Below are 15,130 nucleotides of genomic sequence, written 5' to 3'. Positions count from 1 at the left end.
GCTTTTTTAGTCTTGAACAAGCTCAAACAGCTCTGTAATCAAAACCGTATCTTCATTCAGCTCCAGGTCACCGTTTTTAATCAGCTCCGCCCAAGCCATCCGATGATCCTTTTGAAATTCGTCAATGCGGTCTCCATTGCCCTCTCCTTTGACTAACCTCATATCAGGCGCACCAAAGGTGGTTTCAAAGACGTCTGTCACTTTTATATTGCATCTTGGATTGTCATGTTTATCATAAACGGTAACAAGCTGACCAGCTGTTTGATAAACGTCCCTCAATTCATCTTTTGAATATAATGATCTCGGCGCGCACGTGGCTGTTTTTTCTCCGGCAATGATCTGCTGAATCAGCTGTTCTCCCAGTCCGTCATCACCTTCCCAGCCGAATGTGCTTTTCAGCTTATAAATCTTCATTCACCCTTCCCCCCTTATACCATTTGTGACTGTACATAGTAATACAGAAGCTTAGCGGTATGGCGAAGAGATGATTTATGGGTGCGTTCAAATGCATGGGAAGCGTCAATTCCCGGCCCGATGAGGCCATGCACAATATCATGCCCGGATTTGATTGCTGCTGACGCATCAGACCCGTAGTACGGATAGATATCAAGCTTATAGTCAATATGATGCTTTTCGGCTAATTGAACTAAATGCTTTCTCAGCTGGTAATGATACGGCCCGCTCGCATCCTTCACACAGATTGATACTGAATATTCATCTGTGGCCTGCCCGTCTCCGATAGCTCCCATATCAACCGCCAAATATTCGACCGTTTCAGGAGGAATATTCGAATTTCCGCCGTATCCGATTTCTTCATTATTGGAAATAAGAAAATGGGTTGTATACGGCAGCTCAATGTCTTCTGTTTGAATTTGATGAATTAAGCGGAGCAATAAGGCGACGCTTGCTTTGTCATCCAAATGGCGCGATTTAATAAATCCGCTTGATGTGATCTCGACACGGGGATCAAACGACACAAAGTCTCCGACACCAATGCCAAGCTCCTCCGTATCTTTTCGGCAGTGAACAGGTTCATCTAGGCGGATCTCCATATTCTCTTGATTCCGCTCAGCCTTTCCCGCGTCTTTGTATACGTGCACAGACGTTTGATGCATTAAAATGGTGCCTGTGTACGTTTTTCCTGAGGCGGTTTCAATTTGGCAATACTCCCCCTCAATCGAGTTGTAGCGGAACCCGCCGATTAAGTCGATTTTCAGCCGGCCGTCCGCTTTAATTTCCTTCACCATAGCGCCGAGGGTGTCAACGTGCGCCGTCAGCATGCGATGCCGGGATGTGTCGCGTCCTGGAAGCGTTGCAAGTAAGCCGCCCTTGTGGTTCCGAACCGTTTCTACCTTCCATTCTTTTAAAAGGCTTTCAATATAATTGATTACCTCATATGTATTTCCTGTCGGGCTTGGGATCGATACCAGTTCTTTAATGAGCTCCATCGTTTTACGTACGGACGTCATAGGGCATTCCTCCTTTTATTTTCTACTTAAAATATACTCTTTTCCCGAGGGACCCGTCCAATCTTTTCCTATCAATCTCTCATATGCTGTAGAGAGCATGGGAAGAGGAGGGGTTTCTATGTGCTGTCGTCATTCACATGAACAGAAATGTCGTTGTCACGATTGGTTCGATGATTTTTGGTTCTTTGACGAGTGGTTCGATAAAGATTTCCACGGCCATTGCAAGAAAAAGAAAGAATGCCATGACCCTTGCGAGAAGAAGAAAAAGAAACACCATTGTTTCTCTTGTAAAAAACACAGACATTCTTGCTGTCATTGCTAAAGACTGAATCAGAAATATTCTGATGACCCATGCTTAATGAATATTTCCATTCACATTTTTCCAAGCGGGCTTTGCTGCTGCTTGGACCTTTTATTGAAACAGCCTTTTTGCTTTTACAATCCAATACACTGATAAAGCAGCCATAAAAGCAACAATGATTTCAACAGCAGCGGCATGCTCTACGATTCCTCTTTGATATAAAACCGCCGGGACATTAAACAGTGCATGTAAAAGAATAGAATACAGCAAAAACAGCGGCCGGCGGCTTTTAACCGCGTACAGGACTAGCAGCGACAGCCCGATTTGGACAGCAATGGCGCTGATTCTTTCTATTCCGCCCAGCAGCCATTCATACGAAGGGGTATGCAGCAGCTGCTCCTGTATCGGCAAAAGCGCCTGTTTGACGTCGCCATTGACCAAAAGCTGTTCAAACGTCCCGCTATTGATAGCAAATGCGTATACAATAAGTGAGATAGAGGACAAACCTGTAATCAGGATGGCTTCAAGCCCGCCATGGCCTGCCCCGAAAGCCAGGCCATCCGCCCAAGTACGATGGCGCTTCATAAAAAATCGCATCATCAAATACCTTCCGCACTCCTCAAAAATGCCGGCCATCAAGCAGCCGTAAATGCCATACCACAAAGGATGTTGCATCGCTTCTTTTGTCACTTCATTCACTTGCAGTACATACACATGAACGCCGCCTTCCAGCAGCTGTGCGAAGACAAAAAACGTAAGAGCGCCAATAAAAAACACTTTAAGCGAGGCGCCATATTTCCGCTTAAACCACACAATCAGCCCGATCGGCAACAGAAACGCAATAGCCCCGGATAACGCCAAAAAGACTACTGCTTCTTGACTGACCATTTTTCAGCCTCCTTTTTCTATTTCATAGCTTCCCTATCCTACACTTCTCTTTTTTTATCAAAAAACCTTCTTTTTAGTACCAGATACTAATATCTAGTGTTATAATCTGATAATAAGGAGTGATTCATATGTCAAAAGCAAAAATTACAGCTATCGGCACATATGCGCCGAGCAGACGCTTAACCAATGCTGATTTAGAAAAGATCGTTGATACATCTGATGAATGGATCGTTCAGCGTACAGGCATGAGAGAACGCCGGATTGCGGATGAACAGCAGTTCACCTCTGATTTATGCATCGAAGCAGTAAAGGACCTCAAGAGCCGCTATAAAGGCACACTTGATGATGTCGATATGATCCTCGTTGCCACAACAACATCCGATTACGCTTTTCCGAGTACGGCATGCCGCGTGCAGGAATATTTCGGCTGGGAAAACACCGGCGCGCTGGATATTAATGCGACGTGCGCCGGACTGACATACGGTCTTCATTTGGCAAATGGATTGATCACATCCGGCCTTCATCAAAAAATTCTCGTCATCGCCGGGGAGACATTGTCAAAGGTAACGGATTATACCGATCGAACGACATGCGTTCTGTTCGGCGACGCCGCGGGTGTGCTGTTAGTGGAGCGAGAGGAAGAGGCGCCAGGATTTCTTTCCTCTGTCCAAGGAACAAGCGGGAACGGAGGCGATATTTTGTATCGTGCCGGACTGCGAAATGAAATAAACGGTGTGGAGCTTGCTGGCTCCGGGAAAATGGTCCAAAACGGCCGCGAAGTATATAAATGGGCCGTAAGAACGATCCCTGGCGAATTTGAACGGCTTTTACATAAAGCAGGACTCAGCTCTGATGGTCTCGATTGGTTTGTTCCTCACAGCGCCAACTTGCGCATGATCGAGTCAATTTGTGAAAAAACACCGTTCCCGATTGAAAAAACGCTCACTAGTGTTGAATACTATGGAAACACGTCTTCGGTCTCCATTGTTTTGGCGCTCGATCTCGCAATAAAAGCAGGGAAGCTGAAAAAAGATCAAACCGTGATGCTTTTCGGATTTGGCGGCGGATTAACCTATACAGGATTGCTTATTAGATGGGGAATGTAACAAAAAAAGAACTTGTTTCCAAGGAAACAAGTTCTTTTTCTTTATGAAGCCGGCTGTTCTTCCGATGTTTTTTCCTTCCGGCTTAACACTGTAAAGTAGGTAATGCTTAAGATAATCATGACAAGGGCGATGCCGATTAAGACGCCGGCCATCTGCCACATGTAGCCAAAGTCCCCGTTTGAAATGACCGCTCTGAATCCGTTAATGCTGTAGGTCATCGGCAATGCGCCGTGAATGACCTGATAGAAATTCGGAAGCAATTCAAGCGGGAAGGTCCCTCCGCTTGCTCCCAGCTGCAGCACTAAAATAATGACTGCGATAAAACGTCCAGGGTTGCCCATTGTGGTAGCCAAAAATTGAATCATCGCTAGGAAAGCGAGACTCGTAATAATCGTAAACACGTAAAATCTCCACGTGCTCTCTACCTCGAGCCCAATTCCCAATAGAAGAACTGTCGCCACAATCAGCGATTGAATGATTCCAACAAGCATCATGACATTGAATTTGCTGAAGAACCACTCAAAACCGTTTCTCGGACGTCCTGACGCCTCCTTCAGCGGGAAGACAACCGTCAGCATGATGCCGCCGACATATAAGCCCATTGACAGGATATAAGGTGTCAGCCCTGTTCCATAGTTAGGAACGGAATGAATGGCATCATCTTTGGTTTTCACCGGATCCGCAAACATGCCGTATGTTTGATCATCAGCATCGATATCTCCTGTTTGATCTGCCGCATCCTTCAGCTTATTAGACAGCTCCCCTGTGCCGTCCAATAGCTTGCCTAAGCCTGTATCAAGTGATGCAGATCCGTCGGCCAGTTTTGATGATCCGCTTTGGACCTGTTTAGACCCGTCTAACAGCTTAAACAATCCGCCGGATACTTGGCTGCTTCCTGTCACCAATTGCTCTGAGCCCGCTTTTGCTTTTGCGAACTGCTTATTATATTCACCAATGCCGGCTGTCAATTTAGTTTGGCCATCTGTCACCTGCTGTGACGCATTGTATATTTTCTCAGATCCAGCAGATAATTGGTCAATCGCGTCTTGAGTGGCTTTTGCACCGTTATAAAGCTTAGAGGTAGCTTCCGGCAATGCCTTCACCTGGGCAACCTCCGCTTTCACATCTTCCAATGAGCTTTTTATCGTTGCGATGTCAGGCAGCTGATCAGCTGTAGGAAGTCCACTTAAAATTTCATCAAAATCAGGCGCATCAACTTGCGGAAGCTGCTTTTCAACAGAATTGATCAGCTGGCTTTTTTGCTCCGCTGTTAAGAAATCACTCGAGTTGATGAGATTTTTGAATGCCTGATCACGGTTTTTCAAGCTGTTTTCAAAGTCAGACAGCTGTTTTTTAAATTCCTTCATCGCAGTTTCTGACTTTTCCAGTTTGTTCACAGCTGTTTCAAGCTGTGTTAAATCGAGCGCATTTATGAGTTTTTCCGCTTTTGCTACTTTCTCCGACTCTTCTTGCGCTTTACTGTTGAGCTGATCCAGCCCGTTTGTAAGATCAGGTAAGCCCTGCTGCACCTTTTGAAGGCCGGCATTCAGTTCATTTAGTTTGCCCGTCAGCTTGCCTGATCCTGCTGCAAGCTGACCAGATTTATCATAAATCTGGTTGCTGCTGTCCTGGAATTTACCGAGCGAGCTGTCAAGTGATTGGATGCCGCTCGTCACCTGAGCCGCTCCATCTGCAAGCTGCGCTGTTTTGTCACTGATGGTAGCGGTGCTTTCCTTCAGCTTCGCCAGATTTTCTTTCAGCTGGGCGCTTCCGTTTTTCGCATCCTTTGTGCCGTCATCAATTTTTTTCGCGCCGCTGCTCGCGTCGCTCAAACCTTTTGCGATATCTTTAAAGTTATCAAAAATAACTTTCGTATATTGCTCGGTCACTTCTTTTGAAACAGAGGCTTTCAGTTTATCAATCGCTTTTTCGCCGATCGTTGCCCCTACATAGTTAGAACCTGCATTTGTGTGGTATTTCAGATCCAATTTTTTCGGATTTTTGTCCAACACAGTGCTGGCATTCTTAGAAAAATCCTCAGGAATCTCGACAACTAAATAATATTTTTGATTCAATAAGTCCTTTAACGATTGGTCGAGATCATTGGAAAAATGCCAATCAAAGTTGTTATTATCCTTTAATTCTTTGACCAGATCATCACCGATTTGAAGTTTTTCTCCTTCATACGTTGCTCCCTTGTCTTGGTTGACGACAACGACAGGCAGCTGGTCAACTGTGCCGTACGGGTCCCAATAAGCCTTTAAGAATACGCCGCTGTAAATAAGCGGGACAAACAAAATGGCGATGATGGGAATCAATAATTTTTTACTTGTTACGATGTCTTTCCACTGACTTCGTATTGTGTTCATCCTGATGCCTCCATTCTAAAACTGACTCATCATGAAAAATGGTCATTTTCTTGCAAAGAGAAAGGATTATCTAGTTCGCTGACAATCCTTTGACAACATACAATTCAAGCAGTCCCGCAATTGTCTCTTTATCAAGCGGGGGATGTTGTTTTTCCCAGTCAAAAATGAGCGCGATATAAAGCTTCAACATCACAAAGGCCGTCAGTTCAGGATCGCACGGCTTGATTGCGCCGCTTTTAATCCCGTCCTCAATCTTACTTTTGATATAAGACAGTATGGCTCGCTCCATTTTCTGGATCACTTCCTGAACTGCCATTGTACCAATCTCGGCATTTTCTTGGAAAATCTTAATCGTCAGCTGATGTGTTTTCCTGAACTCCAGAATGGCAAACAGCGCTCTGTGCACATTTTCATGGAACGGAAGGTTCGGCTCCATCGCTTCATCCGCTTTTTGCTTCATTTCCTTTAATAAAGTAGTGAAAATCTCGTCAAACAGCTCTTCTTTGTTTTTGAAAAAAGTATAAATGGTTCCCTTCCCCACATTCGCAAGCTTTGCGACAAGGTCCATGGTCGTCGCTTTATACCCGAACTGCGTGAAAGACTTTGTAGCCGCCTCCAAAATGAGCTTTTTTCGATCTATTGACATCGTATATCACCCCAAAACTGACCGTTTGAACATTTTAGTCATTAAGTACATATGCAAATGTATCATAACCTGCTGCTCAATTCAATCATTTTTTTACACAATATTGCCATCGCACAGCACAAAAAAACCTCCGCTTTATGGCGGAGGTTTTAACTGAATAAATAGGTAAGCGCGTCAGACACGGCAGCTTTTCCTTGATCAATGCAGTCGGGTATTCCGACACCTTCAAAAGAAGCGCCTGTCATATAAACACCCGGATATGCGGCTGCCAGTGATTCACGCAGTTCCTTGATGCGCTGCTTATGGCCAACATGATACTGCGGCATGCTTTCATGCCATCGGGTGACACATGTCATTTCCGGTTCGCCGTTTATGTTCATGACTTTCTTTAAGTCTTCTAACACAATGTTGATAATGTCATTATCTGATAGATCGACAATCGATTCGTCTCCTGCTTTTCCGACATATGCCCGAAGCAGCGTTTTTCCTTCTGGCGCTGCGTGCGGCCATTTTTTGTTCGTCCACGTACAGGCTGTGATCGCAAAATCACTGTTTCTTGAAATGACAAAGCCCGTTCCCTCATGCTCCATTTGGACGGCGCCTTCCGGGAAGCCTAAAGCGACGTTTGCCACGGATGTGGAGTGCATTTTTTTCAAATGGGAAATGGCAGGAAGCTCAGAAAGCATTCCCGCAGCCGCTTTATGCGGAGCAGTCACAATTACTGAATCAGCATCAAGTGTGACACCGTTATCCAGTTCAAGCGAGTAGCCAGAGCCGCCACGGCTGAGCTTGGTCACTTTTGTGCCTTTATACACCTTCGTCAGCTTTAATTGCTTTTCGATCTCTTCAACAAGGGTTTGCAATCCGGTTGACAGAGTCTGGAACTGTCCTTGTTTCTTTGCCGTCAGCTGCTGGCCTGAGCCTTGAGGCCTTGTTTTTTTCATGCCGAGAATCAGGCTTCTATGCTTTTGTTCCGTCTGGTAAAACTGTGGGAATGTCGACATCAGGCTGAGCTTATCAATGTCGCCTGCATAGATCCCTGAGAGAAGCGGCTCGATTAAGTTCTCGACCACTTCATCTCCGACACGTCTGCGGAAGAATTCTCCCAATGACTGATCATCCTTTGTTTTGCTTGCAGGCAGGATGAAATCCATAGCAGCTCTCGCCTTACCGGACAAGGAAAACAGACCCGTAGAAACAAACGGCGCAATTTTTGTCGGTATCCCCATTACAGCGCCCTTCGGCATTGGATGCAGGGTGCGGTTTACAAGCACATAGGATTGTCCTGTCGCATTGTTGACAAGCAAATGCTCAAGACCTAAATCTTTAACAAGCTGCGGGGCGCTTTTCTTCCGTTCCAGAAATGAGTCTGGCCCTCTTTCGATGATATATCCGTCTTTCTTGACAGTCTGGATTTTTCCGCCGACTCTCGGACTTGCCTCAACAAGTGTCAGCTCAAGCGGCAGATTCTTTTCTTTGATTTCTTTTTCCATATAGAAGGCGGCGGCTAAACCGGTAATGCCGCCGCCGATGATGACTACATGTTTTTTTCCGTCACTCATGTTCATCGCCTTCTTTAACGTCCTAATTTTTTTAATACGACTGTTGCCAAAGCATCAATAAACTCAGGCTTGGCATTCGGCATTTCCGGCCGGTAATAGCTTGCGCCGATATCGTCTGTAACCACTTTGCATTCATAATCATTATCATAAAGCACTTCTAAGTGATCCGCGACAAACCCGACAGGGACATATACAAACGCTTGATAGCCTTTTTGTTCAAATAAATCGCGAGTTAAATCCTGAACATCAGGTCCCAGCCATGGATCAGGCGTGTTCCCTTCACTTTGCCAGCCGACAGCATATTCGGAAACGCCTGCGCCTTCAGCAATCAATTTCGCCGATTCATGAAGCTGGTCCGGATAAGGGTCTCCAAATTCTTTGATTTTTTCCGGCAGACTGTGCGCGGATACGATGAGCATCGCGTTTTCTCTTTCATCCTCAGGCATTGACGCATATGTTTCCTTCACTCGGTCAACCCAATATGTCACGAACTTCGGTTCATCGTACCAGCTTTCTACTGACGTAATCGTTAAACCGCCGAGTTTTTCAGCCTCTTCTTTGGCACGCTTGTTGTAGGACTGAACGCTGAACGTGGAGAAATGCGGTGCCAGCACGATGCTGACTGCTTCTGTAATGCCGTCTTTATGCATCTCTGCTACAGCGTCTTCAATAAATGGCTCGATATGCTTCAGTCCGATATACGCTTTAAACGTGATCTCGTCCTGAATCTCATTCAAGTGCTGTTCCAGATTATGTGCCTGCTCTTCTGTGATTTTGGCAAGCGGTGAAATGCCGCCAATTGCTTCATATCTGTCTTTCAAATCTTGAAGCATTTCAGGTTCAGGCTTTCTGCCTCTTCTGATATGTGTATAATAACGTTCGATATCTTCTTCTTTATAAGGCGTGCCGTACGCCATCACGAGAAGCCCCATTTTCTTTCTACTCACTGTTTACACCCTCTTTAATGATCTGATACAAACATTTTGACAGGATATCACCATGATACCAAAAGATATGCTTAGGAATATTGACCCATTTTCTTGTTTTGTGAATATTTATGGACAAATGCTGTCAGTTTTTTCAAGACCTCAGGACTGACGTCAGGAAATACCCCGTGTCCCAGGTTAAAAATGAAGTTGTCCGATTTCATTCCTTGATCAAGTATTTCCGCCGTTTTCTTCTCAATGACGTCCCATGGCGCAAGCAAAATGGACGGGTCCAGGTTGCCTTGCACTGTTTTGGTGATTCCTTTTGATCTGGCTTCATCAATGCTGAGTCTCCAATCCAGCCCTACAACATCGAGAGGAAGGTCATGCCAGTCACCTGCCAGATGGCTTGCACCAACGCCAAACATGATCAGCGGCACATTCTCCCCGGCAAGCTCTGAAAAGATCCGGTTCATCACAGGTTTGATGTATGTTCTGTAATCAGCCTGATTCAGCGCGCCGACCCACGAATCAAAGATTTGAATCGCTTTTGCGCCTGCTTTAATCTGCGCTTTCACATACACAATGATCATGTCGGCAAGCTTGGACATCAGCAGATTCCATGCATCCGGCATGCTGTACATGAAGGCTTTTGTTTTATTGTAATTTTTAGATGGGCCGCCTTCGATCATATAGCTGGCAAGCGTAAAAGGCGCACCTGAGAAACCGATGAGCGGGACGTTCAGCTGCTCATTGACAAGCAGTTTAATCGTCTCAAGCACGTACGGCACGTCCTGTTCCGGATCAATCTGGCCGAGTTTTTCAATGTCCGCCAGAGACCGGATTGGCTGATCAATCACAGGGCCGATCCCGTTTTTGATTTCAACATCCACACCAATTGACGGAAGCGGAGTCATGATATCTTTATATAGGATTGCAGCATCGACTCCGTATTGCTCAACCGGCAGTCTTGTGACATACGCACAAAGTTCGGGCTGATGGGTGATCTCAAACAATCCGTATTTTTCCTTCAGCTTGCGATATTCCGGCTGTGAGCGCCCTGCTTGTCTCATATACCACACAGGCGTGTGATCCGCTTTTTCTCCCCGCGCAGCTTTTAAAAACGTCTCGTTAAACGTTTCTCGTTTACTCATCTGATTTCCACCTTTCATACTGCAACCATACGTTCGTATTTCTTGACTTATTACACTATACCTTGTTTTAGGCAAATGGTATAGAAATGAAGCTCAAAGTTCAAAAAATCGCCGAATTCCATTAAGAGGAAAATAATTTCGGCTGAACGTAATCGGTTCCTTCCCCTTCTCTTTTTGTCTGTGAATTATAAGGCACAATTTTATAAGACGCGCCCGAAAACAAGTTGGCATAAGGGATTTCATAGCTCCCCTTCCCTTCAACCGAATCAAGAAGCGTCTCCTTTCCGTCCTTGTTTACATAAATTCTGTATACAACCCGATCATCCTCTTGGGCATCCCACTTTAATTCAATAGTAAAGAGCCCCGCTGCTTTAAATGTGTAATCGGCTGTGAGTGTTTTGACCGGTTTCAGCTCAATCGGACTTTCCAGTTCTTTGACGTTTTTAGGCTTTGTGAACACAGCACCGGTTTCTCCTGCCTGTGTCAAAATATCCTTAAACAGCCGCGTCGGGTACGAGCTCCCGGATTTTAAATAATGATTTCGGTCCGTTTTGTCATAGCCCATCCAGACTGCCCCGGTTATTTTCGGCGTATAGCCTGCAAACCAGGCGTCCTTTGTCGCTCCGGAGACGCCTGTATAAGTTGTAGAACCTGTTTTTCCCGCCAGATCGCCGTGATAGATGCCAGACGTGGCCGTTCCTTTTTTGACTACCTGCTGCAGCATTCTTGTCATATTCCAGGACGTCTGCTTGCTGAATACCCGTTTTCCTTCTCCTTTATGATCGGCTATTGTTTCCCCGTCTTCATCTATTATGCTTGAGATAAAGAACGGTTCAGTATACGTCCCATTCGCGGCAAATGTATGAAATGCGCCGGCAAGCTGAAGCGGTGAAACGCCTTTTTCCAAGCCGCCTAGAGCAAGAGCAAGCCCTTCATCAGGAATATCAATGCCGTTTGCTTTCAAATAAGATTTTCCTGTTTCGACGCCGATCTCATTCAGCGTCCAGACAGCCGGCGCGTTTTTGCTATACGTAATGGCATCAGACATAGTGACTTCGCCCTCATACTGGCTGTCGTAGTTTTTCGGCGTATAATCTCCGTAGGACTGCAACTCATCCTTCAATAGAGAATATGGCTTAAATTTCTTTTCCTGCATCGCCGGTCCGTATACTGCGAGCGGCTTAAATGTGGAACCCGGCTGGCGGACAGCTGTGACACGGTTATATCCTTTGGATGTGTAATCCCTTCCGCCGATGGCCGCTTCTACACCGCCTGTCTTGTTATTAATAAAGACCGCGCTTCCCTCGGCATTCTGATCTGTTCCGGGATAATAGCTTCCCTCTTTCATCACCTGATAAGCCGTCTTCTGCAGCTTCGAATCAAGCGGCACCTTGATCGTGTATCCGCCTTGAAGAAGCTGCTCTCCGGAAATGGAATACTTGTCTTCTGCCTCTTTGATCACAAGGTCAATGTAACTGTCAAACCAAGGTGTTTCCGACTGTTTCTTCACGTGCAGCCCAAGCGTCCGGCCCTGCGCGGTGACAGCCTCCTTCGCACTGATATAGCCTTGGTCATTCATCATACCTAGAATTGTATCACGCCGCTCCTTACTTTTATCAGGGTGCAAAATCGGAGAGTACGTAGAAGGCGCCTTTGGAATAGCGGCCAAAACAGCGCCTTCAGATACAGTCAAATCTTTTACTTCTTTATTAAAATAATAGTGGGACGCCGCTTGTATGCCGTAGACCCCGTGTCCGAAGTAAAGCTGGTTCAAATACATTTCAAGCAGCTTGTCTTTGCTGTAATCCCGTTCAAGATTGATCGCAATGATCACTTCTTTTGTTTTTCTTAGAAACGTTTTGTCATGTGTCAAAAAAATATTTTTGGCAAGCTGCTGGGTGATTGTGCTTCCGCCTTCCACCTTTCCGCCTGCTAATATATCGCGGTACACTGCCCTTCCGACAGATTTCGCATCAATGCCGTGATGCTCATAGAATCTTTTATCCTCAACAGCGATAAACGCTTCTCTGACTTGCTTGGGAATCTCATTGATCGAAACCGGCTCGCGATTTTCTGTATACAGGCTTGCAACCTCATCGCCGTTTTGATCAACAATTTTTGAAGAGGCATGAAGTATCAGCTTCTTTTCATCTATGACATAATGGCCGAGAAAAATAATTGAAATATATCCTATTAAAGCGAGAAAAGCAGTTAACACTAAAATAATGATAGGTATAAAAAGTTTCTTTTTCTTTATCTGAAACATGAACTCACCTCGCCTTTCTAAGGGTAGTATGGGAAAAATTGTTTGGAATTATGTTCGAAGCACTCGCCAATAGAAACTTATACCATTGTTTTGGTATACTAGCAAGCAGGAGGTGGCTGATATGAAGGTTTATATTACATATGGGACAGCCGATTTTTTAAAAAAGATCGTTGAGAAGCATCCCTCAGAGCATATCCTTTTGATGCAGGGGCAGGAAAACGCGATTTTGATTCATGAAACAAACGGAGATACCGTTTTCCAGGCACCACATGCTTATGAAGTCATTGACCAAGTCGGAGAGATCAAGCATCCCGGTTTTGCAGTATTGAACAATATTGCCGTCACTCAGGAAGGGCGACCGCTGTTTGAAAACAGATTTAAAAACAGAGCGGGAAAAGTTGAAAATGAGCCTGGCTTTGAAGCAATTCGAGTGCTCCGTCCGCTTGACAGTGACACCTATGTCATTCTGACATTGTGGGAAACGGAAAGTGCCTTTCAAGACTGGCAGCAGTCCGGTTCTTACAAGGAAGCCCACAAAAAACGTGGCACGTCTGCCGGAATTGACACGACGTCGATCTTCTCCCGGCCTTCGTACGTCACCACATATTTCGCTGTCGAATAGCTGCCGGCATGTCCGGCAGCTTATTTATTGGGAGGAAAGCATAATGAAGCATACTTGCCCAGTCTGCGGGTTTAAGGGATTGACGGAACCGCCATATGATCATGAAGGCCATCATTCTCATGAAATCTGCCCGTGCTGCGGTTTTCAGTTCGGATTTGACGAGTACGAGATGCAGCACGAGGATGGTTCATATTTAGAACCTGCGGAAAGCATCATCGCCTACAGAAAACAGTGGCTTGCTGAAGGGTGCGTCATTTTTTCTCCTGAATGCTTCCCAAAACATCTGCAAAAAGCGAATAGAGTATTAAGGCATCATCTGATTGAGCAGCTGAAACAGATCAATGTTCATCTTCCATCATAACCCAGACTTCTGTCCCGCACCTTCCGCCCGCCTATGAATAATCTGTAGGAAGCGGAAGGAGTGATTAATGATGGAAGTCGGGATTTTGGCTATCCATGTTCTGTACGTGTTGTTTATCGGGGCGATTATCCTATTTATGCTGCTGCGGAAAGATACGACCTTTATTTCCTTATTCGGCATTTTTATCATATCGCTATGGGCCAGCCATTCACTTTCAGCTTCTGTCAGCAGCTTGTTCCACAGCTTTATCTATGCGGCCGGCGAACTGCTGCCCACGATTTTCATCATTTGCTTTATCGTTTCGATGAGTGATTTATTAACAAAAACAGGGATAAATGAAGCGATGATTTCTCCCTTTACAAGCCTTGTGAAAGGGCCCGTGACTGCCTACTGGCTGATTGGAGGCCTGATGTTCGCCATTTCTCTCTTCTTCTGGCCTTCTCCGGGTGTCGCTTTGATCGGCGCCGTCCTGCTCCCGGCAGCCGCACGCGCCGGTTTGACGCCTCTTGCAGCAGCCATGGCCATGAACTTATTCGGACATGGTTTTGCCCTGTCAGGAGACTTTGTCATTCAGGCGGCGCCAAAGCTGACTGCGGATGCAGCAGGCATTCCAGTGGGTGATGTCGTCTCGGCCAGCATTCCGCTTGTGCTGATTATGGGTGTGACAACAACAACCGCTGCCTTTATCATGATTCAGCGCGAGCACAGAAAACAGGAGCATCCCGCTTCTTTTTCCCCCGTTTTTTCCGGCGAACAAGACAACTCACTGTACTTGCCAAAACGCATGCGGTCCATTCTGGCTTTTTTGATTCCGCTTGTCTTTCTTGCTGATATTGCCTGCATGCTCTTGTTTAACCTGCAGGGAAATGATGCAACCGCGTTAATTGGCGGGTCTGCGATTTGTATCCTCCTAACCGTTCATTTTCTCGTGTATAAGCATAAAGGGCTTGAAAAAATCACCGGCTATTTTATTGACGGGTTTAAGTTCGGTTTTAAGGTTTTCGGCCCTGTCATCCCGATTGCCGCTTTCTTTTATCTTGGGGACTCGGGCTATGAAAGCATAATAGGCGCTTCACTCCCTAAAGGTTCCCACGGCATTGTCAACGATCTCGGCATTGCTTTATCCCATATGATGCCTATGTCAAAGGAGCTTGCCGCCGCTGCATTAACTGCCGCTGGAGCCATAACAGGCCTCGACGGCTCCGGATTTTCAGGCATTTCTCTCGCCGGCTCCATTGCAAAGCTCTTTTCGTCCGCTCTCCATGCCGACCCCGCCGTCCTGACCGCACTCGGACAAATCTCCGCCATTTGGGTGGGCGGAGGCACACTTGTCCCATGGGCGTTGATTCCCGCTGCGGCCATTTGCAAAGTTGATCCATTTGAATTAGCCAGAAAAAACTTCATTCCCGTCGCGATTGGCCTTTTCGTGACAACAATCGCAGCCGTGATGATGCTTTAAA

At 45.9% G+C, this 15,130-nt stretch carries 13 protein-coding genes and 1 pseudogene; 5 read left to right on the top strand and 9 right to left on the bottom strand.

Features of this window, described 5'->3' with window-relative positions; translation table 11 throughout:
• Positions 1-6: 6 nt before the first annotated feature.
• A complete protein-coding gene (locus MY9_RS05755) occupies positions 7-414 on the bottom strand; it encodes an ASCH domain-containing protein (RefSeq protein ID WP_014663421.1) in 408 nt (135 codons plus the stop codon).
• A gap of 14 nt (positions 415-428) precedes the next feature.
• Positions 429-1,469 (bottom strand): M42 family metallopeptidase, encoded by a 1,041-nt coding sequence (locus tag MY9_RS05750; RefSeq protein WP_014663420.1) that lies wholly within the window; start codon positions 1,467-1,469, stop codon positions 429-431.
• Between the two features lie 137 nt (positions 1,470-1,606).
• On the opposite strand from MY9_RS05750, the gene MY9_RS05745 reads away from it, so the two are divergent.
• Positions 1,607-1,798 (top strand): hypothetical protein, encoded by a 192-nt coding sequence (locus tag MY9_RS05745; protein ID WP_014663419.1) that lies wholly within the window; start codon positions 1,607-1,609, stop codon positions 1,796-1,798.
• Between the two features lie 83 nt (positions 1,799-1,881).
• On the opposite strand, the gene MY9_RS05740 is transcribed toward MY9_RS05745, so the two are convergent.
• Entirely contained in the window at positions 1,882-2,658 is a 777-nt protein-coding gene (locus MY9_RS05740; protein WP_014663418.1) for a YhfC family intramembrane metalloprotease, read from the bottom strand.
• Between the two features lie 128 nt (positions 2,659-2,786).
• Here MY9_RS05740 and fabHB point away from each other — a divergent pair, with 128 nt between their 5' ends.
• Positions 2,787-3,764 carry a beta-ketoacyl-ACP synthase III FabHB gene (gene fabHB, locus MY9_RS05735; protein ID WP_014663417.1) on the top strand — a complete coding sequence of 326 codons (978 nt, stop codon included), beginning with the start codon at positions 2,787-2,789 and terminating at the stop codon, positions 3,762-3,764.
• A gap of 41 nt (positions 3,765-3,805) precedes the next feature.
• Here the strand turns inward: fabHB and MY9_RS05730 are convergent, their stop codons facing one another.
• From MY9_RS05730 to MY9_RS05705, 6 genes are all read right to left on the bottom strand, one after another.
• A complete protein-coding gene (locus MY9_RS05730; protein ID WP_014663416.1) occupies positions 3,806-6,133 on the bottom strand; it encodes a YhgE/Pip family protein in 2,328 nt (775 codons plus the stop codon).
• Between the two features lie 70 nt (positions 6,134-6,203).
• On the bottom strand, positions 6,204-6,779 hold the full coding sequence (locus tag MY9_RS05725) for a TetR/AcrR family transcriptional regulator (RefSeq protein WP_014479348.1): 576 nt from the start codon (positions 6,777-6,779) through the stop codon (positions 6,204-6,206).
• Between the two features lie 149 nt (positions 6,780-6,928).
• Complete coding sequence (gene hemY, locus MY9_RS05720; RefSeq protein ID WP_014663415.1) at positions 6,929-8,341, bottom strand: protoporphyrinogen oxidase; 1,413 nt, start codon at positions 8,339-8,341, stop codon at positions 6,929-6,931.
• A 14-nt stretch (positions 8,342-8,355) separates the two neighbouring features.
• Positions 8,356-9,288, bottom strand: coding sequence for a ferrochelatase (hemH, locus tag MY9_RS05715; RefSeq protein ID WP_014663414.1), 933 nt, complete (start codon positions 9,286-9,288; stop codon positions 8,356-8,358).
• Positions 9,289-9,359: 71 nt separating this feature from the next.
• Complete coding sequence (gene hemE, locus MY9_RS05710; protein WP_014663412.1) at positions 9,360-10,421, bottom strand: uroporphyrinogen decarboxylase; 1,062 nt, start codon at positions 10,419-10,421, stop codon at positions 9,360-9,362.
• Positions 10,422-10,542: 121 nt separating this feature from the next.
• Entirely contained in the window at positions 10,543-12,687 is a 2,145-nt protein-coding gene (locus MY9_RS05705) for a transglycosylase domain-containing protein (protein WP_014663411.1), read from the bottom strand.
• A 121-nt stretch (positions 12,688-12,808) separates the two neighbouring features.
• Between MY9_RS05705 and hmoB the strand changes: the two genes are divergently transcribed.
• The 3 genes and pseudogenes from hmoB to MY9_RS05690 all read left to right on the top strand — a co-directional run bounded on the left by hmoB (position 12,809) and on the right by MY9_RS05690 (position 15,129).
• Positions 12,809-13,309 carry a heme-degrading oxygenase HmoB gene (hmoB, locus tag MY9_RS05700; RefSeq protein ID WP_014663410.1) on the top strand — a complete coding sequence of 167 codons (501 nt, stop codon included), beginning with the start codon at positions 12,809-12,811 and terminating at the stop codon, positions 13,307-13,309.
• A gap of 43 nt (positions 13,310-13,352) precedes the next feature.
• Positions 13,353-13,670: pseudogene (locus MY9_RS05695) on the top strand (hypothetical protein).
• A 67-nt stretch (positions 13,671-13,737) separates the two neighbouring features.
• Positions 13,738-15,129, top strand: coding sequence for a hypothetical protein (locus tag MY9_RS05690; protein ID WP_014663408.1), 1,392 nt, complete (start codon positions 13,738-13,740; stop codon positions 15,127-15,129).
• Position 15,130 lies beyond the last annotated feature (1 nt).

It is taken from the genome of Bacillus sp. JS, from assembly GCF_000259365.1.
In the GTDB taxonomy this organism is placed as follows: domain Bacteria; phylum Bacillota; class Bacilli; order Bacillales; family Bacillaceae; genus Bacillus; species Bacillus stercoris.
Note: the sequence above shows the minus strand (reverse complement) of the source record. Positions and strands in the feature narration are given on the sequence as shown.

Coding starts and splice junctions, on each gene's coding strand:
- hemY (WP_014663415.1), bottom strand. CDS start 8,341: ATGAGTGACGGAAAAAAACATGTAGTCATCATCGGCGGCGGCATTACC.
- hemE (WP_014663412.1), bottom strand. CDS start 10,421: ATGAGTAAACGAGAAACGTTTAACGAGACGTTTTTAAAAGCTGCGCGG.
- MY9_RS05745 (WP_014663419.1), top strand. CDS start 1,607: ATGAACAGAAATGTCGTTGTCACGATTGGTTCGATGATTTTTGGTTCT.
- hmoB (WP_014663410.1), top strand. CDS start 12,809: ATGAAGGTTTATATTACATATGGGACAGCCGATTTTTTAAAAAAGATC.
- MY9_RS05755 (WP_014663421.1), bottom strand. CDS start 414: ATGAAGATTTATAAGCTGAAAAGCACATTCGGCTGGGAAGGTGATGAC.
- MY9_RS05725 (WP_014479348.1), bottom strand. CDS start 6,779: ATGTCAATAGATCGAAAAAAGCTCATTTTGGAGGCGGCTACAAAGTCT.
- MY9_RS05705 (WP_014663411.1), bottom strand. CDS start 12,687: ATGTTTCAGATAAAGAAAAAGAAACTTTTTATACCTATCATTATTTTA.
- MY9_RS05690 (WP_014663408.1), top strand. CDS start 13,738: ATGATGGAAGTCGGGATTTTGGCTATCCATGTTCTGTACGTGTTGTTT.
- MY9_RS05740 (WP_014663418.1), bottom strand. CDS start 2,658: ATGGTCAGTCAAGAAGCAGTAGTCTTTTTGGCGTTATCCGGGGCTATT.
- fabHB (WP_014663417.1), top strand. CDS start 2,787: ATGTCAAAAGCAAAAATTACAGCTATCGGCACATATGCGCCGAGCAGA.
- MY9_RS05750 (WP_014663420.1), bottom strand. CDS start 1,469: ATGACGTCCGTACGTAAAACGATGGAGCTCATTAAAGAACTGGTATCG.
- MY9_RS05730 (WP_014663416.1), bottom strand. CDS start 6,133: ATGAACACAATACGAAGTCAGTGGAAAGACATCGTAACAAGTAAAAAA.